We start from the raw sequence: 19,383 nt of genomic DNA, 5'->3' as shown, positions 1-19,383 counted from the left end.
AGCGGCCCACGCGCATGAAGCGAAAAGACCTGTATTCCACCCGCCCCGAGCGGCTAAGGGCTGCCGGATGACCCCCGCCGACGCCAGCCCGCCCGCGACCGAGCCCCCCTCGGTCGGGGTGATCTACAATCCGCGCAGCCACCGCAATCGCGGGCAGGACCTGAACCTGGGGGTGCGCGCGAACATCTTCGTCGCCCAGCCGGCCGACATTGCCAGCCTGCGCGAGGCCCTGGCCCGCTTCGCCGCGCGCGGGATCGATTACCTGGTGATCAACGGCGGCGACGGCACGGTGCGCGACGTCCTGACCGCGGGCCTGCCGGTGTTCGGCCGGGCCTGGCCCGATCTCGCCGTCCTGCCCAAGGGCAAGACCAACGCGCTCAATGTCGATCTCGGCGCGCCGCCGGGCTGGACGATCGGCGAGGCGATCGCGGCCTGGCCGCGCGCGCGGCGGATCGCACGGCGGCCGCTGCTGGTCGAACCGCTCGACCGCGAAGGCGCCCCGATGCTCGGCTTCATCTTCGGCGCCGGGGCCTATACCCTGGGCATTCGCGCGGGGCAGGATGCCCATCGCCTGGGCGCGTTCGACAGCCTCGCGGTCGGCGTCACCGCCGCCTGGGGCATGTTGCAGGCGCTGCTGGGGACCGATCGCAACGCCTGGCGGCGCGGCGTGGACATGGCCATTGCGCTCGGGCCCGAACGGCAGCCGATGCCGCGCACCGCGGTCGGCGACCCGGCCCGGCGGCATTTCATGCTAGCTTCCACGCTCGAGCGTTTTCCCGCGGGCCTGAAGGTCTTCGGCGAACTGGTCGAGGGGCTGAAGCTGCTCGTGGTCGATCATCCCCGCCGGCGCCTGCTGCTGTCGATGCCGGCGGCGCTGACCGGGCGCGGGCCGGCGCGGCTCGAGCAGTGGGGCCTCCACCGCCTGGGCGCCGACCCGGCCGAGATCGCCGTGGCGGACGAGATCATCCTCGACGGGGAAGCCTTCCCGGCCGGGCGCTATCGCCTGTCCTCGGGCCCCGAATTGCGGTTCCTCGTGCCGTGAGCTTCCGCCTGCCCCAGCGGATCGATCGCCAGCTCGATGCCCCGGTCCATCCTGCGGTGGGCGCCTTCGCGGCGCGCCTGGCGCGGGAAGCGGGGGCCTGCGCCGCGCTGTTCTACGGCTCCAACCTGCGGACCGGGGAACTGGAGGGGGTGCTCGATTTCTACCTCCTCCTGCCGGGCGACCAGCAGGAGCGGATCTGGCCGCGCGTCAGCTACCACGAGTGGGAGCACGAGGGGCGGACGCTGCGGGCCAAGGTCGCGCGCATGGCGCTGTCGACTTTCGCCCGCGCCGCGCGCGGCGACAGCCGCGACACGACGATCTGGGCACGCTTCGTCCAGCCGAGCGCGCTGGTCTGGATCGCCGAGGATCGCCTGCGCGCGCCAGTGGCCGAGGCCGTGGCCGACGCGGCGCAGACGGCCGCGCGGCTGGCGGCGGCGCTGGGGCCGGAAAGCGGGACCGCGGCCGATTTCTGGCGCGCGCTGTTCCGGGCGACCTACCGGGCGGAGTTCCGCGTGGAAAAGCCGGGGCGCGAGGATTCGATCCTGGCCGTCAACGCCGCCCATTTCGACGGCCTGCTGCCGCTGGCGTGGGAAGCGCAGGGGATCGATTTCGCCCGCGAGGGGGAGCGCCTGGTCCCCCGGCTCGACCCCGCGCGCCGGCGCGAGGTGCTGCGCTGGTGGGCGCGGCGGCGGCGCCTGGGCAAGCCGCTCAACCTGGTCCGCCTGCTGAAGGCGAGCACGACGTTCGACGGTGCGGCGCGCTATGCCGCGTGGAAGATCGAGCGCCATACCGGGGTCGCCGTGGCGCTGACGCCCTGGCGCGAGCGGCACCCGGTCCTGGCCGCGCCGGGCGTCCTGCTGCGGGTGTGGCGCGAGCGGCACCGCCAGTCCCGCTAGCCGCCGGCCTCAGCCCCAGTAACGCATGGTGATCGTGATCGGCTTGACCTCGCCGCCGACGGAAAAGGCGGTCTTCTTGTAGCTCGGCCGGCCGAGGTTGAAGATATTGATGCTGGGATTGTTCGACATCCCGCCGCCGTCTTCGCGCAAGTCGGTGCTGCCATTGCCGTTGACGTCATGGCGCACCGCCACGGCGTATGTCCCCGCCTCGGGAACGGGCAGGCAGAACGTCATCGTGCCGCGCCGGGCCGGCGCCTCCACCCGGTGGAGCCACTTGCCCTTGGCCAGCCATTCGCTGCTGGTCCCGCGGTAGGTCTGGACCCGCATCGTCCCGCGCGAGGTCTTGATCCCGGTCACCGTCACTTTCACCGCGGGGCCACTGCCCGCGGCACAGCGGCCCATGTCGTTCGGGATCGCCTGGCGATAGGCGCCGGCGGGGAAGCTGGCCACGAGGCCCGCGGCAAGCGCGGCGCCGGCGGCAAGGCGAAGGGTCGTCTTCAGGATCATGGTCTGCGTCGGTCCTGTCGTGCTGGCCTGTAAATGGCTGGAAAAACGGCGGCATCGAATCGCCGGCGATCGTAACACGCCGGCGCGAATTTCCGCGCCTTGTGCGCTGCAACTAGGCGATCGGCCCTGAATTGCCGCTGAATTGCGCGCCCGCGCGGCCTGCCGCACCCGCGGCGCGGCCCGCAGGCGCGGTGTGGAAAAGCCTGCCCGGGGCGCTTGTCGCGATTCGGCCGGCCATCTAGGCGGAACGGCAACCACCGCCGCTACGCGATCGAAAATGACCGTTCCGCTCGTATCCCCATCCATCCTTTCGGCCGACTTCGCCCGGCTGGGCGAGGAAGTGCGCGCGATCGACGCGGCCGGCGCCGACTGGATCCATATCGACGTGATGGACGGGCATTACGTGCCCAATATCACGATCGGCCCGGCGGTGGTGAAAGCACTGCGCCCGCACACCGAAAAACCGTTCGACGTGCACCTGATGATCGCCCCGGTCGATCCCTACCTCGAAGCTTTCGCCGAGGCCGGGGCCGACATCATCACCGTCCACCCGGAAGCCGGGGCCCACGTCCACCGCACGCTCCAGGCCATTCGCGCGCTCGATTGCAAGGCGGGCGTGGTCCTGAACCCCGGCACCCCGGCATCGGCGCTCGAATACCTGCTCGACCTCGCCGACCTGGTCCTGGTGATGAGCGTCAATCCCGGGTTCGGCGGGCAAAGCTTCATCGACAGCCAGCTGCGCAAGATCGAGGCGATCCGCGGGATGATCGACGCCACCGGGCGCGACATCCACCTGGAGGTGGACGGCGGGGTCAACCCGCAGACGGCGCGCCTGTGCGTCGATGCCGGGGCCGACGTGCTCGTCGCCGGCTCCGCCACCTTCAAGGGCGGGCCGGAGCGCTACGCGGACAATATCGCCGCGCTGAAGGAGGCGCGCTGATGGCGGAGGCGGCGTCGCTGGTGGAACCCGGCGCTCGCCGCCCCGGCGCCGATGCCGCCCCCACGCCGCCCCCCACGCCGGCGGGCGCGCCGACCGCCGAACCGGCGCTGCCGCTCGACAACGCGGCTGGCGAGCCGCTGGTGACCGCGCGCGACGAGCGGCAGGAACTGCTCGAGCCCGGCCGCGCCCTCGTCCTGTCCGATCTCGCCCCGCCGCGCCTGGGCGCGGGCGAGGCGCTGATCCGGCTTGCCTATCGCATGGGCGTTCCCGGATCGACCCTGGCCGCGCCCTTCGCCAAGGCCGCGCGGCCGCGCCTGCTCGGCACGGTCGAAACCCCGCTGGAGGGGGACCGCGCCGCCGGCGTCGCCTTGCGCGCGGGCCATTTCCTCGTCCACGGCGTCAAGGCGCCGATCGCGCAGATGGAGTTCGAATCGAGCACCCGGCTGACGCCGCCGTTCGAACGGGTGATCCACGGTTTCGGCTGGCTGCGCGACCTCGCCGCCAGCGCCCCGCGCGAACAGTGCCTGGCCACCGCCGAGCGCGTCCTGCGCGCCTGGATCGAGGCCAATCCCGCCCCGGGCAAGGGCCCGGCGTGGGAGATCGAGCACGTCGGCAACCGCCTGCGGCACTGGCTCGTCTTCGCCCCGTGGATCCTTTCGGGCGAGGGCACGCAGCTGCGCGCCGCCACGCTCGACGCGATCGCCGCCACCGCCCGCTGGCTCGACCGCAAGGTGGGCAAGGCCTCGGACGGGCTCGGCGCGGTCATGGGCTGGACCGCGCTCGTCGCCGCCGGCCTCCTCCTGCCGGAAGGCAAGCCGCGCCGGCTCTATGCCGAGGCGGGGCTGGCCCGCGCGCTGGGCGAACTGGTCGCCGAAGACGGCGGCACGCTGTCGCGCAGCCCGCTGGCGCAGGTCGACGCGATTGCCGCGCTGGTGGACCTGCGCGCCTGCTATGCCGCGGTGAAGCGCGATCCCCCGCCGTTCGTCGGCACGATGCTGGAGCTGCTCGTGCCGCCGCTGCTCTCGCTGCTCCACGGCGACGGTGGGCTCGGCAACTGGCAGGGCGCCGGCGCGGTGCGCGCCGAGCGCATCGCCGCCCTGGTCGAGGCGAGCGGCGTGCGCACGCGGCCGCTCAAGGACGCGCGCCAGTGGGGGTACCAGCGGGTGGCCGCGCGCAAGTCCGTCCTCGTGCTCGACGCCGCGCCGCCGCCGCTGCCGCGCCACGCGCGGGCCGGCTGCGCATCGACGCTGGCGTTCGAATTTTCCGCCGACGGGCAGCGTATCGTCGTCAATTGCGGCGGCGCCGCCTTTGCCGGCGGCCAGGTGCCGGCGCGCATCGAGCAGGGCCTGCGCGCGACGGCCGCGCATTCGACCCTGGTGCTGGACGAGACCAATTCCACCGCGGTCCTGATGCACGGAAAGCTCGGCACCGGGGTGAACGAGGTCGAGATCGACCGCCGCACGCTCGACCTCACCGGCGGCAGCGCGACCCGGATCGAGGCGAGCCACGACGGCTATGCCGCCCGCCACGGCCTCGTCCACCGCCGCATCCTGATCCTGCGCGACACCGGGCACGAACTGCGCGGCGAGGACGTGTTGCTTCCGGCGGGCAAGACGGGCAAGCGCGGCAAGATCGGCTACGCGATTCGCTTCCACCTCGGCCGCGGGGTCGAGGCGCGCCTGTCGGACGACAGGCGCGGCGCGGGGCTGGCCCTGCCGGACGGCAGTTACTGGCAGTTCCGCATGGCCGGCGGCGACGACGGCGGCGAGCTGTCGATCGAGGAAAGCCTGTGGGTCGACGGGCAGGGCAGGGCCCATCCGGTCGAGCAACTGGTCATCCAGGGAATGACATCGCGCAGCGGGGGGACGTTCTCCTGGCTGCTCAAGAAAATGGGATAGATTCGATTGTGAGCGACGTGACCATCAGGCGGGCACTGCTTTCGGTGTCCGACAAGGACGGCCTCGTGGATCTCGGCACCCGGCTCGCGCAGGGCGGGGTGGAACTGGTTTCCACCGGCGGCACCGCGCGGGCCCTGCGCGAAGCCGGGCTCGACGTGCGCGACGTGTCGGACCTGACCGGCTTTCCCGAGATGATGGATGGCCGGGTCAAGACGCTGCACCCGATGGTCCACGGCGGCCTGCTGGCGGTGCGCGACAATCCCGATCATGCCGCGGCGATGGAAGCGCACGGCATCGGCGCGATCGACCTGGTCGTGGTGAACCTCTATCCGTTCGAGGCGACCGTCGCCCGCGGCGCCGGGCGCGACGACATCATCGAGAACATCGACATCGGCGGGCCGAGCATGGTCCGTTCCGCGGCCAAGAACCACCGAGACGTGACGATCGTGACCGACCCGGCCGACTATGCCGGGCTGATCGAGGAACTGGCCGCCAACGACGGCGCGACATCGCTCGCCTTCCGGCGCAGGATGGCGGCCAAGGCCTTTGCCGCCACCGCGGCTTACGATTCGATGATCAGCCAGTGGTTCGCCTTCGCCGACCAGGGAGAGGCCTTTCCCGGGTTCCTGGCTCTCAACGGGCGCGCGCCGACCATGCTGCGTTACGGGGAGAACCCGCACCAGGAGGCCGCGCTCTACACCCCGGTCGGCCCTCACGCGCGCGGCATCGCCCAGGCCGAGCAGCTCCAGGGCAAGGAGCTGAGCTACAACAACTACAACGATGCCGACGCCGCGCTCGAGCTGTGCGCGGAGTTCCGCGGCCAGGACCCGGCGGTGGTGATCGTCAAGCATGCCAATCCCTGCGGCGTGGCCCAGCGCGCGAGCCTGCGCGAGGCATGGGACGCGGCGCTCGCCTGCGACAGCGTGTCGGCCTTCGGCGGCATCGTGTGCGTCAATACCGAGCTGGACGGCGCGACGGCCGAGGCGATCTGCGAGATCTTCACCGAAGTCGTCATCGCCCCTTCGGTGAGCGAGGCCGCGCGCGAGGCCTTCGCGCGCAAGAAGAACCTGCGCCTGCTGGTGACCGGCGAACTGCCCGATCCGCGCCGCGACGGGCTGGCGGTCAAGCCGATCACAGGCGGCCTGCTGGTCCAGGGGCGCGACAAGGGCGCGATCGCCGCCGAAGACCTGAAAGTCGTGACCGAACGCGCCCCGACCGAGCAGGAACTGAAGGATTGCCTGTTCGCCTGGACGGTGGCCCGCCACGTCAAGTCGAACGCGATCGTCTATGCCCGCGACGGCGCGACCGCCGGGATCGGCGCGGGCCAGATGAACCGCCGCGATTCCAGCCGCATCGCGGCGATGAAAGCGGCCGAGGCGGCCGAGAAATACGGCTGGGAAGCCCCGCGAACGGTCGGCAGCGCGGTCGCGTCCGATGCCTTCTTCCCCTTTGCCGACGGCCTTCTGGCCGCGGTCGAGGCGGGCGCCAGCGCGGTGATCCAGCCGGGCGGATCGATCCGCGACGAGGAAGTGATCGCCGCCGCGAACGAAGCCGGCCTGGCCATGGTCTTTACCGGCATGCGCCACTTCCGCCACTAGCCGCCCCGCCCCCGGTTTACCCCCTGATAGAATCGCTGGCCCGGCGATCCCTTACGTAAACGGGGGGCGAACCCCATGTTCACCTTGTCGCAAGCGCGGCCTGCTAGACCGCGACCGCACCAGATTCGCACGAAGACGCAACGCCCATGAAACTGTTCAAGACCGACCTGTTCCGCAATTTCGCCATCGGCTTCGCCGCCGGGGCGCTGCTTGTCGGCCTGCAGGCCGGTCCCGACATCGTCGGTGCGATCGCCCCGTCGGCCGAGGCCGCGCAGGTGCAGTGAGGGCGCTGCTTGTCCTCGCGGGCGCGCTGGCGATCGTCGCCTGCCAGCCCGCGCCGGACCCCGGTGAAACGATCGTCGCGGGCCCTGCCGCCGAGCGCGTGGCCCGCGAAACGGGCCCGCTGAAGACCGCGATCTTCGCCGGCGGCTGCTTCTGGGGCGTGGAGGGCGTGTTCAGCCACGTGAGGGGCGTGAAGAGCGCGGTTTCCGGCTATCACGGCGGAACCGAGCGCCAGGCCCGCTACGAGCTCGTCGCCTCCGGCGTGACCGACCACGCAGAGGCGGTCCGCGTGACTTACGACCCCGCTCTCGTGCGCTACGACGAACTGGTCCGCATCTTCTTTTCCGTCGTCGCCGATCCCACGCAGAGGAACCGCCAGGGGCCCGATGTCGGCGCGCACTATCGCACCGCGCTGATCCCGACGAGCGCCGAACAGCTCGAGGTCGCGCGCGCCTACCTCGCCCAGATGGAGCGGTCGGGCCTGTGGCAGCGGCCGATCGTCGCCGGGATCGAGCGCGCCCAGGCCTTCTTCCCGGCCGAAAGCCGCCACCAGGACTTCGTCGCGCGCAATCCGGGCCATTCCTATGTCGAGCGGTGGGACGCGCCCAAGGTCGCGGCGCTCGCGCGTCTCTATCCCGCGCACTACAGCGCCGCCTTCCAGCGCGGCTGACGGGCGCGGGCGCCGCCGCGCTGGCACAGCGCGCGGTCAATCGCTATATCCGAACGATGGCAACCGTGGACAAGCATGCGCACCGCGAACACAGCGGCGAAGCGCTGGTGAAGGCCGCGCGCGACGCGCTGGTGGCGGCGGGGGAGCAATGGACCGACATGCGCGGTTCGGTGTTCGAGGAACTGGCCCGGCACGACCGGCCCGCCTCCGCCTATGACATTGCCGACAACCTTTCCGCCGCCCGGGGGAAACGTGTCGCACCCAACAGCGTCTATCGCATCCTCGACCTGTTCGTGGCCAACAATCTCGCCATGCGGGTGGAGAGCGCCAATGCCTACCTGGCCAATACCCACCCCGGCTGCGCGCACGACTGCATCTTCCTGGTCTGCGACGAATGCGGCGAGGCGACGCATGTCGATGACGAGGCGGTGTCGGACCGGGTCCGCGCGGTCGCGGGGGAAAGCGCGTTCAGCACCCGGCGCCCGATCATCGAGGTGCGCGGGCTGTGCAGCGCCTGCGCCGAGTGACCGCCGAGCCGGGCTTTGCGGCGCTTGATCGACAGCCTGCTTTCATCGGTGTAAGGCCGATGGGATGAGCCAAGCCCCTGAAACCCCTCTCCTCGACACGGTCGATACGCCGGGCGACCTGCGCCGGCTCGACAAGAGCCAGCTGCGCCAGCTTTCGGACGAACTGCGGACCGAGATGATCGATGCCGTCGGCAGCACCGGCGGGCATCTCGGCTCCGGCCTCGGCGTGGTCGAGCTGACGGTGGCGATCCACTACGTCTTCGCCACCCCGGAAGACAAGCTGATCTGGGACGTGGGGCACCAGGCCTACCCGCACAAGATCCTGACCGGCCGGCGCGACCGCATCCGCACGCTGCGCCAGGGCGGCGGGCTGAGCGGCTTCACCAAGCGGGCGGAAAGCGAATACGACCCGTTCGGCGCGGCGCACTCCTCGACCTCGATCTCCGCCGGGCTGGGCTTTGCCATCGCCAACAAGCTCAACGACCGGCCGGGCAAGGCGATCGCGGTAATCGGCGATGGCGCGATGAGCGCGGGCATGGCCTACGAGGCGATGAACAACGCCGAACAGGCGGGCAACCGCCTGGTCGTGATCCTCAACGACAACGACATGTCGATCGCGCCCCCCGTCGGCGGGCTCTCGGCCTATCTCGCGCGGATGGTCTCCTCCAGCGAGTACCTCGGCCTGCGCAGCCTCGCCTCCCGCTTCGCGCGCAAGCTGTCGCGCAGGGTCCATTCGAGCCTCGAGAAGGCGGAGGAATATACCCGCGGCATGGTCACCGGCGGTACCCTGTTCGAGGAGCTGGGGTTCTATTACGTCGGCCCGATCGACGGCCACAACCTCGATCACCTCGTGCCCGTGCTGGAAAACGTGCGCGACAGCGAACAGGGCCCGGTCCTGGTCCACGTCGTGACCAAGAAGGGCAAGGGTTACGCCCCGGCGGAAAACAGCGCCGACAAGTACCACGGCGTCGCCCGGTTCGACGTCATCACCGGCAAGCAGAAGAAATCGAGCGGCGGACCGCCCAATTACCAGAACGTCTTCGGCGAGACGCTGGCCCGCCTGGCCGAGAGCGACAAGCGCATTTGCGCGATCACCGCGGCCATGCCCAGCGGCACCGGGGTGGACAAGTTCGCGAAGGCGCACCCCGACCGCGCTTTCGACGTCGGGATCGCCGAACAGCATGGCGTCACTTTCGCCGCCGGGCTCGCGGCACAGGGCATGCGGCCTTTCGCGGCGATCTATTCGACTTTCCTCCAGCGCGCCTACGACCAGGTGGTTCACGACGTCGCGATCCAGAACCTGCCGGTCCGCTTCGCGATCGACCGCGCCGGGCTGGTCGGCGCGGACGGCGCGACCCATGCCGGATCGTTCGACGTCACCTATCTCGCCACCCTGCCCAATTTCGTCGTCATGGCCGCGGCGGACGAGGCGGAGCTTGTCCACATGACCTATACCGCCGCCGAACACGACGACGGGCCGATCGCCTTTCGCTATCCGCGCGGCGCCGGCGTGGGCGTGCCCCTGCCCGAAACGCCGGAGAAGCTCGCAATCGGCAAGGGCCGGATCGTGCGCGGCAAGGCGAGCGGCGGCAAGGTCGCGATCCTCTCGCTCGGCACCCGCCTGCACGAGGCGCTCAAGGCCGCCGACCAGCTGGAGGCGAAGGGCCTGCCCGCGACCGTGGCCGACATGCGCTTCGCCAAGCCGCTCGACACCGCGCTGATCGAACAGCTGACCGCCAGCCACGACGTGGTCGTCACGATCGAGGAAGGCGCGATCGGCGGGCTCGGCGCCCACGTGCTGACATATGCCAGCGACCAGGGGCTGCTCGACGCCGGGCTGAAGATCCGCACGATGCGCCTGCCCGACCTGTTCCAGGACCACGACGCGCCGGAAAAGCAGTACGACGAAGCCGGGCTGAACGCGCCGCATATCGTCGAGACCGTGCTCAAGGCGCTGCGCCATAACAGCGCCGGGGTGGAAGAGGCGCGGGCCTGACCGGGATCGCGGGATGCGCGCGCGGACGCGGCGGCGCTTGCTGATCGCGCTCGCGGCCCTCGCCGCCGGCTACCTCGCGCTCGCCGGCGGGCTTTTCCTCGCCCAGCGCGCGCTGATCTATCCCGCTCCGCACGGCCCCGGCGGCCGGCCGGCCGGCTTCGCGCCGGTGACTTACGAAACCGCCGACGGCCTTGCGCTCACGGCCGGCTACAGGCCGGCGCAGGCCGGGCGGCCGACGATCCTCTATTTCCACGGCAACGGCGCCGACTGGCAATCGAGCGCGGTCGCGACCGGCCGGCTGGTTCCGCAAGGTTACGGCGTGCTCGCGGCCGAATACCGCGGCTATCGCGGCAACCCGGGGCGGCCGAGCGAGCACGGCCTCTATGCCGACGGGCGCGCGGCGCTGGCTTTCCTCCGCCGACGCGGGGTCGAACCTTCGGCGGTGGTGATCGTCGGCAACTCGATCGGCTCGGGCGTGGCGGTGCAGATGGCGCGCGAGCACCCCGTGGGCGCGCTGGTGCTGGTTTCACCCTTCGCCAGCCTCTCGCAAGTCGTGGCCGAACAGTTTCCCTGGCTGCCCACGGCCCTCCTGCTGCGCGACCGGTTCGAGAACATCGACAAGATCGGCGCGATCGATGCGCCCGTGCTGATCCTGCACGGCGATGCCGACCGGCTGATCCCGCCGGCCCATGCCCGCGCCCTGGCCGCGCGGCAACCGGCGGCCGAGCTTGCGATCGTCGCCGGGGCCGGGCACGAGCTGGCCTGGCGCGCGGAGGCGGAGGAGCGGATGCTGGCGTTCCTGGACCGCTTGCCCGCCGCGCCTTCAGCCGATCCAGAGCCACGGGCCGGCGGGAATGCCGGCGGCGGGGACATGCGCCCAGGTGACGAGCAGCCATAGGGCCAACGCAACCAGCCACAGCACCGGCCCGGCGCGGGGCAAGGCGCTCCAGCGCGGCCAGTAGCGGGTGCGCGCTTGCCAGCCGGCCCAGGCCGCGCCCATCAAGGCGCGCTTCTTGCGGTCCTGCATGTGCGCGCCCACCAGCGCGAGGAACAGGACGGCGCCGGCGACGATCAGCGTCCGCACGCTCCACCACAGGGCGATGCGCGACGGCCCAGAGGGCGAAGCTCCACATCATCGGGTGCCGGGTAACCGCGAAAACCCCCGCGGGATCGCGCGCGGCGAGCGTTTCGGCGCGCGGATCGGGCAGGGCGGGGTTCTTCGACAGCGAGCCGAGGAAGAGGACCAGCGCCGGAAGGGTCAGCACGCTGGCGACGATCCAGCCCGCCTGGCCCGATCCGCCGAGGTCGGCGGGCGGCGCGGCGCGGAACGCCGCGACCATCCAGGCGAAGGTGGCCAGCGCCACCAGCGAATAGAGGCCGAGGAAGGGCTTCTCGCCCACCGTCGCCACCAGCGGGGCCCGCAAGGGATGGGACATGGCGAAATGGCTGCCGACGAAGGCCGCGCTTGCCGCAGCCAGGGAAACCAACGGGTCCATTGCCGACACCCCCTCTCTTCCGGGCGGCGCTAGCGTCCTTCGATCGCGATAAGCTCGATCGTGAACAGCAGGGTCGCGTTGCCCGGTATCGTGCGCTTGCCCTGCGGACCATAGGCGAGATCGGCGGGCACCGCGATCTCTATCGTGTCGCCCACCGCCATGCGCGGCACGGCCATCTGCCAGGCGGGGATCAGCCGGCCGAGCGGGAACGTCGCCGGCTCCCCGCGATCCCACGAACTGTCGAACGTCGTGCCGTCGGTCAGCGTCCCGGCGTAGTGGATCGTGACCCGGTCCTCCACCGTCGGGCGCGGGCCGATACCGTCGCCCGCGATCCGCCTGATCCGCAGACCGCCGTCGAGCGTGCGCCAGCCGTCCTCGGGCCTCAGGCGGGCGAGCGCCGCCTGCTGTTCGTTGTGCCAGGCCGCGTCCTGCGTTCGGGGCGGCGCGGCGTCCTGCGCGGTTGCCGGCACGAGAGCGAAGATCGCGACCGCCATCGCCGCCGCGCCGAGCGCGGCGAGGGTCGGAAGCGCGCCGACGGGGCGCTGGGCCTTTGCGCGCCGCATCGCCTTACCAGTCGTAGGCCTTGGGCAGCCGGCTTTCGTCGAGGTCGCGGTAACGCTCCTTCAGCCGGCTCTGGTGATTGTCGAGCGGCTGCTCGACCCCGTCGATGAAGACCCGTACCGGCATCGAGCCGACTTCGAGCGGATCGTTGTCCCAGATCACCAGGTCGCCCGCCGCGCCGGGCGCGAGGACGCCGGCGCGCCCGCCCAGCCCGCTGATCTCTGCCGGGACCGAGGTGATCGCCGCCAGCGCCTGCCCCCAGCTCAGCCCCGCGGCCCGCGGAACGCGGGTGAGGGCGACGAGGTTGCCGGCGAACTGGTTGAGATTGCGCGGGTTTTCCATTGCCGAGGCGTTGATTGCGACTTTCACCCCCGCGCGCGCCATGCGGCCGATGTTCGACTGGGTCGAGGCCAGTTCCTCGAACCGTTCGGGCAGGTCGTCGAGCCCGTCGGCGATCACCGGGACCCCGGCGGCGGCGATCTCGTCGGCCACCAGCCAGCCTTCGCTCGCGCCCACGAGGACGATGTCGAGCCGCGGAAACTCGCGCTTGAGGTCGAGCACGCTGCGAATGTCCGAAGCGCGCTCCACCAGGACGTAGAGGCGCTGCTCCCCGCGCACGACCGGCACCAGCGCGGCGGCATCGAAGCGCGTCAGCAGCACGTCGTCGCCCCGCTCGGCATTGCCGGCCGCGAGCCGCGGGTCGAGCGGCATGTCGTCGCCCGTGTCGCTTTCGGCCGGGCGCGACTGGCGCCCGGGGATGCGGGCGTCGCGCCCGAACCGGTCCGCCTCGCGCAGGGCATTGCGGAACAGCGCGTGGGCCGACGCGCGGCTGCCGCCGGCAAGGCGCGCGCCGCTCTCGCCCAGCGCGACGATCTGGAACGCGCGGGCGCGCGTGACCGGCTCGCCATCGGCGCCCAGGTCGATGATCGCGCCCTGCCCGCCGAAGATCGAGCTGGACGGCATCGTCACCGTCGCGGCGCGGGTGATCCCCGCCGCGCGGTGGATCATCACGTGCTGCGAATTGGGATTGATCGCCGGCGCGACGTCGAGCGCGGCGCTGAACGGCGAACGGCCGGCGCGCGTATCGTTCGATTCGCCCACCGCGCCCACGTCCCACAGGCCGAGCGAGGTCACCGTCGCGACCAGCCCGGGGGTGACCCAACCACCCCCTGCGTCGATCGCCGGGTAGCCGACCGGCGCGGCCCCGCTGCCGACTTCGGCCACCTGCCCGTCGCGCACGACGACGTGGCCGTTCTCGATCGGCTCGCTGCCGTCGCCGGTGGCGACGGTGGCATTGGTGACGACGAAGCTCTGCGCCGCAGCCGGGGCCGCCAGCGCGAATACGGAGGCGATGGCGCCCGCAAGAATGCCTGCGCGGATCATTTCACGTCTCCTTCGCCCGGCTGGCCGAGTTCGAAATCGCTGACCGGCCGCCGCTTGGGATCGAGCGCGTCGTACATCAGCGCGCCGTCGATCCATACTTTCTCCGGCCGCGAATAGACCGACAGCGGATCGCCGTTCCACAGCACGACGTCGGCCATCTTGCCGGGTTCAAGGCTGCCGGTCATGTCCGCGATGCCCATCGCCTTCGCGGCGTTGAGCGTGAACCAGCCGACCACTTCGGCATCGGGAATGTCGATCCCCATGCGCGCACCGGCCGCCTGGGCCTTGGCCGCTTCCTGGTTGAGCCGCTGGATCCCCTGGTCGCTGTCCGAATGGATCACCACGCAGGCACCCGCCTGGCGCAGCAGGGCGGCGTTCTCCAGGATGCCGTCGTAAGCTTCCATCTTGAACCCGTACCAGTCGGCCCAGATCGCGCTGCAGACGTCGTTTTCGCGCAGGAGATCGCCGATCTTGTACGCCTCCACCGCGTGGTGGAACGCGGTGACGCGGTATCCCATTTCCTTCGCCATATCCATCACCAGCGCCATCTCGTCGGCGCGGTAGCAATGGTTGTGGATCAGGATCTCGCCGTCGAGCACGCCGGCGAGGGTTTCCTTGGCGAGATCGCGATCCTTGCGGTCGCCGGCCGCGTATTCCTTCGCCTCGTACCAGGTCTGCCGGTTGACCGCGAAATTGCCCATGCGGGTCGAGGGCTTGCGCCCCTTGCCGCCATAGACGCGCTTCGGATTCTCGCCGCAGGCCATCTTGAACCCGTAGGGCGCGCCGGGAAACTTCATCCCCTGGACCGTGCGGCTGGGCACGTTCTTCAGCGTGACCGAGCGCCCGCCCATCAGGTTGGCCGAACCGGGCAGGATCTGCAGCGCGGTGACCCCGCCGTTGGCCAGGGCCCGGGTAAAGCCGGGGTCCTGCGGCCAGACCGAGTGTTCGGCCCAGACGTCGGGCGTGGTCGGGGCGGTCGCCTCGTTACCGTCCGAATGGGCATCGACCGAAGGAGTCGGATAGTCGCCCAGGTGACTGTGGATGTCGATGACGCCGGGGGTGACGAACTTTCCAGTGCCGTCGATGCGGGTATAGCCCTCGGTCGAAAGGCCCGCATCGCCAACCGCGACCACTTCCCCGTCGCGGAACAGCACGGTGCCCTTGTCGATCCGGCCGCCTGCGCCATCGTAGATCGTGGCTCCGACCAGCGCGGTCGGCACCCCGGGATAGGGGCGATAGGTCGAAGGATAGGGCACCTCGGGATAGTCGCGCGCGCTGGCCGAGGCGACCGGCGCCTTGCCCGAACCGCCGCCGGCGGAACAGGCCGCCAGCAGTGTCCCGGCCGCGGCCGCGAAGAGCAGGCGAGTGTTCACATTCATGTCTTGCCCCCGAAAGAACGGGGGCGCGACCCTGCCGCGCCCCCTGCCTGTTGCCATTCCTCAGTCGCGCTGACGCGTGGCCGGATGGATGCCGGCCGCCTGCGGCTCGCCCACTTCCTCGCCGCCCAGCAGGTCGTCGTCGACCGTGTCGTCGGCCAGCGTGTCGAGATGCATCAGCCGCTTGACGAGCGGGCTGATGACCATGACCACGATCCCGATGCCCACGGCGTAGAGGCCCACCGTCTCGTAGACGCCCAGCACGACCTCGCGCCCGGCCTCCTCGCCCACGTTCTCGCCCCCGGTCGCCGAAGCGATCAGGCCGGCAGCAAAGTTGCCGGTGGCCGAGGCGAAGAACCAGGTCCCCATGATCAGCGAGGCCATGTGCACGGGGCTGAGGCGGTTCATCGCGCTCAGGCCCACCGGCGACAGGCACAGTTCGCCGGTCGTGTGGAGGAGGTAAATCAGGAAGATGAACAGGACCGGCGTCGCGTTCTGGACGCCGGCGGCCTGCGCGCCCCAGACCAGCACCAGGAAGCCCAGGCCGACCTGGATGACGGCAAGGCCGAACTTCATCGGCGTCGAGGGTTCCCACCCGCGGCGGCCGAGCCAGGTCCAGACGATCGCGAAGATCGGCGCGAGCAGGACGATGTAGATCGCGTTGAGCGACTGGAACTGGGCCGCAGTCGGCTCGATCCCGAAGAACGAACGGTCCACGTGACGGTCGGTGAACAGGTTCAGCGACGACCCAGCCTGTTCGAACAGGGCCCAGAACACGATCGAGACGAAGATCAGGAACAGCGCCGCGAAAATCCGGTCGCGGTCTTCCGATGCCAGCCGCTTGATCGCGATGAAGACGACGTAAGCGACAAGGCCGAGTCCGAAGATGGCGAGAACCCAGCCGACGAGGTCCTGGTACTGGATCGCGAGCCAGCAGAGCGCGACCATCGCGAGACCGGCGATATAGGTCCACCATTCGAGGTTGAGGCCCGCCCGGCGCTGCTTGAGCTTGGCCGGTTCCTTCGGTTCGCCGCGACCGAGCAGCAGCGGCTTGCCCCAGACGAACACGACCAGGCCCAGGAGCATGCCGATGCCCGCCGCGCCGAAGCCGTAGGACCAGCCGTAGTCGGGATGCATCCCCAGATAGCCGCAGATCAGCGAGCCGAGCGCCGCGCCGAGGTTAATGCCCATGTAGAAGATCGTGTAGGCCGGGTCGCGCCGGATGTCGGTGCGCGGATAGAGCTGGCCGACCATGACCGAGATATTGGCCTTGAGGAAACCCGAGCCGACGATGATCAGCGCCAGCGCCAGCCAGAACACGTTGATGATGACGCTCGATTGCCCGCCATCGCCCTCGAACGCCATGAAGAAGTGGCCCAGCGTCAGCAGCACCGCGCCGAACAGGACCGCCTTTCGCTGCCCGAGGTAGCGATCGGCCAGGTATCCGCCGACCACCGGCGCGATATAGACCAGCGCGGTATAGGCCCCGTAGATGATCGAGGCCTGGGAATCGGAAAACAGCCAGTGCTGGACCAGGTAGAAGATCAGCAGCGCGCGCATGCCGTAGTAGGAGAAGCGTTCCCACATCTCGGCGAAGAAAAGGACGAAGAGCCCCTTGGGGTGGCCGAGGATCGTTCCCGCGGAATCCCCGTGCGGCATGGACTGCGTTGCCATTAAGAATGCGCCTCCCTTGACGGATCAAAGCCGTTTCCCGGACCCCCCGAGGCCCGATTCAGCCCGCGCACCCTAACGCCAGATTTTCCCATGTGAAGTATTAGTTACAGGCGAAACCGGCGTTTCGCGGCCAGATACCGCAAGCGGCGGGAACCTTGCGCGCCGCGCTGTATTATGTCACTGAAGCACCAGGTGGCGCGCCAGGCCCGCGCCGGGGACGAAACCGATGATCCAGCAGACATGACCCAGCAGAGCCGCCCCGTCTATCTCAGGCTGCGCGACCAGATCGCCGCGGCCATTATCGAGGGCGAGTACCCGGAAGGCGAGATGCTGCCCTCCGTCCGCGCGTTCGCCGCCGAACAGGGGGCCAACCCGCTGACGGTGGCCAAGGCATACCAGCAGTTCCAGGCCGACGGCCTGGTCGAGGTCCAGCGCGGGGTCGGTATGTACGTGGTCGCCGGTGCGGCCGAGCGGCTGCGCCGGGCCGAGCGCGAGCATTTCCTGGCCGAGGAGTGGCCCGAGCTGCGCGCGCGCATGGCGCGCCTGGGGATCGAGCCGGCCGACCTGTTCGAACGCGGCTGACCGGCGGCGCCGCGCCCGGCGCGCGGCGATTGCGCCCGCCGGGGACATCTGGCATTGCAACGGGAACGCAGCGGACTGCCGGTTCCCCTACGGCGCCGGGGCCTGCCTGGTTCGAACCTCCGCAACGGGACGGTGGCGGTTCGGCCGACAGCGGGAGGAAACGAATGATACGATCCGAACTGCTCAGCGCGCTTGCCCGGGACAACCCGGAACTGCGCGCGGAGGAAGTCGAACAGGTGGTGGACATCTTCTTCGACGAGATCGCCACGCGCCTTGCCGAAGGCGGCCGGGTGGAACTGCGCGGTTTCGGCGCCTTCTCCACCCGCGAGCGCAAGGCCCGCGTCGGCCGCAATCCGCGGACCGGCGAGCCGGTGGACGTGCCGGCCAAGCGGGTGCCCTATTTCAAGCCGGGCAAGGAAATGCGCGAGCGGCTGAACGCCGACTGATCCCGCGCCGCCCGCCCGCACCGGGCGGCGTGACGTCAAGGCACCGCGGGCGTGGCGGAATGGTAGACGCCGGGGACTTAAAATCCCCTGAGGTTTCCCTCGTGCGGGTTCGAGTCCCGCCGCCCGCACCACAGGCGCGCCCGGCATTCCGGCCCGGCGACACCTGTGGTATGAAGTCACCCTTAGAACTTTGACAACCAATCGCTGATAGATTCATGCGATCCCGACGGGTGGGCGAAGATTACGAACCGCCGCTGGCGAAAGGCTTTCGATGGAGCAGGCTCCCGGCCAGGGAACGATCAACGACAACGGCGCCGCCGATGCACGGGCGGCGCCGCGTTTCACGCTGCTGCTGCGGGCGGCCAAGCTGCTCGCGCCGCAGGGCCAGTTCCTGTGCGTGATCCGCGACGTGTCGGCGACCGGGGTCAGCCTGCGCGGGTTCCACGCCCTGCCCGAAGGTGAAGGCCTGCAGCTGGAACTGCAGAGCGGCGCGCGATACGCGCTGGAGCAGGTCTGGAACCGGGGGACGGAAGCCGGATACCGTTTCGGCGAAGCGGTCGAGGTGGCCGAGCTGCTGGCCGAGCCGAGCGATTATCCCAAGCGCCCGCTGCGGCTCGATATCGGCCTGCCGCTGCGCGTCGAGCTGACCGGCCAGGTCCTCGAAGGCGAGCTGGTCAACATCTCGCAGCAGGGCGCCTGCATCGAGTGCGCGACTTTCCTCGCGATCGACCAGCCGCTGCGCCTCGTCTCGCGCCGCCTGCCGGAAATCCACGCCAAGGTGCGCTGGCGCGACCACCATCACTACGGCCTGGCGTTCGACACGACGTTCGACTTGCGCCGGCTGGCACAGGTTTCCGCGCGGGTGCAGTGCCCGTCGCTGCTCGCGGTCCAGCCCGACAGGGACTGAGCGCGGGGCGCCGCCCGCTCGCTAGGCCGGGCGGAACCGCATTGCCGTGCCGTTCATGCAATAGCGCTTGCCGGTCGGGCGCGGCCCGTCGCCGAAGACATGCCCCAGGTGGCCGCCGCAGTCGGCGCAGAGCACCTCGGTGCGCGGATAGCCGAGCTTGAAATCGGTTGCCGTCGCGATCGCCGCCGGCAGGGGCTGCCGGAAGCTGGGCCAGCCGGTCCCGCTGTCGTACTTCGCGCGCGAGGAATAGAGGGCGTTGCCGCATCCCGCGCACAGAAACGTGCCGGCGCGCGTTTCCCTGTCGAGCGGCGACGAGAAGGCCCGCTCGGTCCCGGCTTCGCGCAGCACGCGGTATTGCGCCTTCGTCAGCCGCCGGCGCCACTCGGCCTCGCTGTGCCCGACTTTCCATTGCCGCCCCTCGGCCCGCCCGCTGCCGCAGGCGCCGAGCAGCAGGGCGCCGCCACCCAGCGCGAAAAGCCGCAGGACGGCGCGCCGCCCGGCCGGGCGGCCGGGAACCGGATGATCGAGGTCGGACAAGCGAGGCATCGCCGCCACGATGGGCCCCGACGCGTGAGCGGGGTGTGAACGCCGCCGACCCCGCG

Annotated in this window: 20 protein-coding genes, 1 tRNA gene and 1 pseudogene; 14 read left to right on the top strand and 8 right to left on the bottom strand. The window is 70.5% G+C overall.

Translation table 11 applies throughout. The features are described from left to right. Positions 1 to 67 precede the first annotated feature (67 nt). Together GRI72_RS08910 and GRI72_RS08905 are read left to right on the top strand one after the other, a co-directional pair. Positions 68 to 1,042 (top strand): diacylglycerol kinase family protein, encoded by a 975-nt coding sequence (locus tag GRI72_RS08910; protein WP_160733543.1) that lies wholly within the window; start codon positions 68 to 70, stop codon positions 1,040 to 1,042. Beyond that, the gene (locus tag GRI72_RS08905) at positions 1,039 to 1,938 is read left to right on the top strand and encodes a hypothetical protein (protein ID WP_160733542.1); all 900 of its coding nucleotides are present in this window, start codon (positions 1,039 to 1,041) and stop codon (positions 1,936 to 1,938) included. Before GRI72_RS08910 ends, GRI72_RS08905 begins: the two co-directional genes overlap by 4 nt. Positions 1,939 to 1,947: 9 nt before the next feature. On the opposite strand, the gene GRI72_RS08900 is transcribed toward GRI72_RS08905, so the two are convergent. After that, on the bottom strand, positions 1,948 to 2,445 hold the full coding sequence (locus GRI72_RS08900; protein ID WP_160733541.1) for a DUF2141 domain-containing protein: 498 nt from the start codon (positions 2,443 to 2,445) through the stop codon (positions 1,948 to 1,950). Positions 2,446 to 2,722: 277 nt separating this feature from the next. Here GRI72_RS08900 and rpe point away from each other — a divergent pair, with 277 nt between their 5' ends. The 8 genes from rpe to GRI72_RS08860 all read left to right on the top strand — a co-directional run bounded on the left by rpe (position 2,723) and on the right by GRI72_RS08860 (position 11,254). Next, entirely contained in the window at positions 2,723 to 3,385 is a 663-nt protein-coding gene (gene rpe, locus GRI72_RS08895) for a ribulose-phosphate 3-epimerase (protein ID WP_160733540.1), read from the top strand. Next, complete coding sequence (locus GRI72_RS08890; RefSeq protein WP_160733539.1) at positions 3,385 to 5,283, top strand: heparinase II/III family protein; 1,899 nt, start codon at positions 3,385 to 3,387, stop codon at positions 5,281 to 5,283. Before rpe ends, GRI72_RS08890 begins: the two co-directional genes overlap by 1 nt. A gap of 8 nt (positions 5,284 to 5,291) precedes the next feature. Then, on the top strand, positions 5,292 to 6,881 hold the full coding sequence (gene purH / locus GRI72_RS08885) for a bifunctional phosphoribosylaminoimidazolecarboxamide formyltransferase/IMP cyclohydrolase (protein ID WP_419880241.1): 1,590 nt from the start codon (positions 5,292 to 5,294) through the stop codon (positions 6,879 to 6,881). A gap of 146 nt (positions 6,882 to 7,027) precedes the next feature. Further along, entirely contained in the window at positions 7,028 to 7,165 is a 138-nt protein-coding gene (locus GRI72_RS08880) for a hypothetical protein (RefSeq protein WP_160733538.1), read from the top strand. Next, a complete protein-coding gene (msrA, locus tag GRI72_RS08875) occupies positions 7,162 to 7,833 on the top strand; it encodes a peptide-methionine (S)-S-oxide reductase MsrA (protein ID WP_160733537.1) in 672 nt (223 codons plus the stop codon). Before GRI72_RS08880 ends, msrA begins: the two co-directional genes overlap by 4 nt. 56 nt (positions 7,834 to 7,889) lie before the next feature. Continuing rightward, positions 7,890 to 8,360, top strand: coding sequence for a Fur family transcriptional regulator (locus GRI72_RS08870; protein ID WP_160733536.1), 471 nt, complete (start codon positions 7,890 to 7,892; stop codon positions 8,358 to 8,360). A gap of 64 nt (positions 8,361 to 8,424) precedes the next feature. Then, positions 8,425 to 10,356, top strand: a complete 1,932-nt coding sequence (gene dxs / locus GRI72_RS08865) for a 1-deoxy-D-xylulose-5-phosphate synthase (protein WP_160733535.1) — start codon at positions 8,425 to 8,427, stop codon at positions 10,354 to 10,356. Positions 10,357 to 10,369: 13 nt separating this feature from the next. After that, complete coding sequence (locus GRI72_RS08860; RefSeq protein WP_160733534.1) at positions 10,370 to 11,254, top strand: alpha/beta hydrolase; 885 nt, start codon at positions 10,370 to 10,372, stop codon at positions 11,252 to 11,254. Here the strand turns inward: GRI72_RS08860 and GRI72_RS14930 are convergent. The 6 genes and pseudogenes from GRI72_RS14930 to GRI72_RS08835 form a co-directional block, all read right to left on the bottom strand. After that, positions 11,180 to 11,440 (bottom strand): NnrU family protein, encoded by a 261-nt coding sequence (locus GRI72_RS14930; protein ID WP_337191163.1) that lies wholly within the window; start codon positions 11,438 to 11,440, stop codon positions 11,180 to 11,182. The two genes, GRI72_RS08860 and GRI72_RS14930, sit on opposite strands and share 75 nt — an antisense overlap. 76 nt (positions 11,441 to 11,516) lie before the next feature. After that, positions 11,517 to 11,792, bottom strand: a pseudogene (locus GRI72_RS14925) (NnrU family protein); the annotation flags it as partial. 89 nt (positions 11,793 to 11,881) lie between these two features. Continuing rightward, positions 11,882 to 12,415 carry an FKBP-type peptidyl-prolyl cis-trans isomerase gene (locus GRI72_RS08850; RefSeq protein ID WP_160733533.1) on the bottom strand — a complete coding sequence of 178 codons (534 nt, stop codon included), beginning with the start codon at positions 12,413 to 12,415 and terminating at the stop codon, positions 11,882 to 11,884. Between the two features lie 4 nt (positions 12,416 to 12,419). Beyond that, a complete protein-coding gene (locus tag GRI72_RS08845) occupies positions 12,420 to 13,796 on the bottom strand; it encodes an amidohydrolase family protein (RefSeq protein ID WP_160733532.1) in 1,377 nt (458 codons plus the stop codon). Then, positions 13,793 to 15,175, bottom strand: a complete 1,383-nt coding sequence (locus GRI72_RS08840; protein WP_160733531.1) for an amidohydrolase — start codon at positions 15,173 to 15,175, stop codon at positions 13,793 to 13,795. Before GRI72_RS08840 ends, GRI72_RS08845 begins: the two co-directional genes overlap by 4 nt. 60 nt (positions 15,176 to 15,235) lie before the next feature. Further along, positions 15,236 to 16,846, bottom strand: a complete 1,611-nt coding sequence (locus GRI72_RS08835; protein WP_160733530.1) for a peptide MFS transporter — start codon at positions 16,844 to 16,846, stop codon at positions 15,236 to 15,238. Between the two features lie 240 nt (positions 16,847 to 17,086). On the opposite strand from GRI72_RS08835, the gene GRI72_RS08830 reads away from it, so the two are divergent. The 4 genes from GRI72_RS08830 to GRI72_RS08815 all read left to right on the top strand — a co-directional run bounded on the left by GRI72_RS08830 (position 17,087) and on the right by GRI72_RS08815 (position 18,781). Next, entirely contained in the window at positions 17,087 to 17,428 is a 342-nt protein-coding gene (locus GRI72_RS08830) for a GntR family transcriptional regulator (protein WP_160733678.1), read from the top strand. Positions 17,429 to 17,592: 164 nt separating this feature from the next. Further along, on the top strand, positions 17,593 to 17,874 hold the full coding sequence (locus tag GRI72_RS08825; protein ID WP_160733529.1) for an integration host factor subunit beta: 282 nt from the start codon (positions 17,593 to 17,595) through the stop codon (positions 17,872 to 17,874). Positions 17,875 to 17,919: 45 nt separating this feature from the next. After that, a tRNA-Leu gene (locus GRI72_RS08820) sits at positions 17,920 to 18,005 on the top strand. A 140-nt stretch (positions 18,006 to 18,145) separates the two neighbouring features. Continuing rightward, positions 18,146 to 18,781, top strand: coding sequence for a PilZ domain-containing protein (locus tag GRI72_RS08815; RefSeq protein ID WP_160733528.1), 636 nt, complete (start codon positions 18,146 to 18,148; stop codon positions 18,779 to 18,781). A 21-nt stretch (positions 18,782 to 18,802) separates the two neighbouring features. On the opposite strand, the gene msrB is transcribed toward GRI72_RS08815, so the two are convergent. Then, positions 18,803 to 19,318 carry a peptide-methionine (R)-S-oxide reductase MsrB gene (gene msrB, locus GRI72_RS08810; protein WP_419880240.1) on the bottom strand — a complete coding sequence of 172 codons (516 nt, stop codon included), beginning with the start codon at positions 19,316 to 19,318 and terminating at the stop codon, positions 18,803 to 18,805. Positions 19,319 to 19,383 lie beyond the last annotated feature (65 nt).

The sequence above is a fragment of the Pelagerythrobacter marinus genome (assembly GCF_009827515.1).
In the GTDB taxonomy this organism is placed as follows: Bacteria; Pseudomonadota; Alphaproteobacteria; order Sphingomonadales; family Sphingomonadaceae; genus Pelagerythrobacter; species Pelagerythrobacter marinus.
Note: the sequence above shows the minus strand (reverse complement) of the source record. Positions and strands in the feature narration are given on the sequence as shown.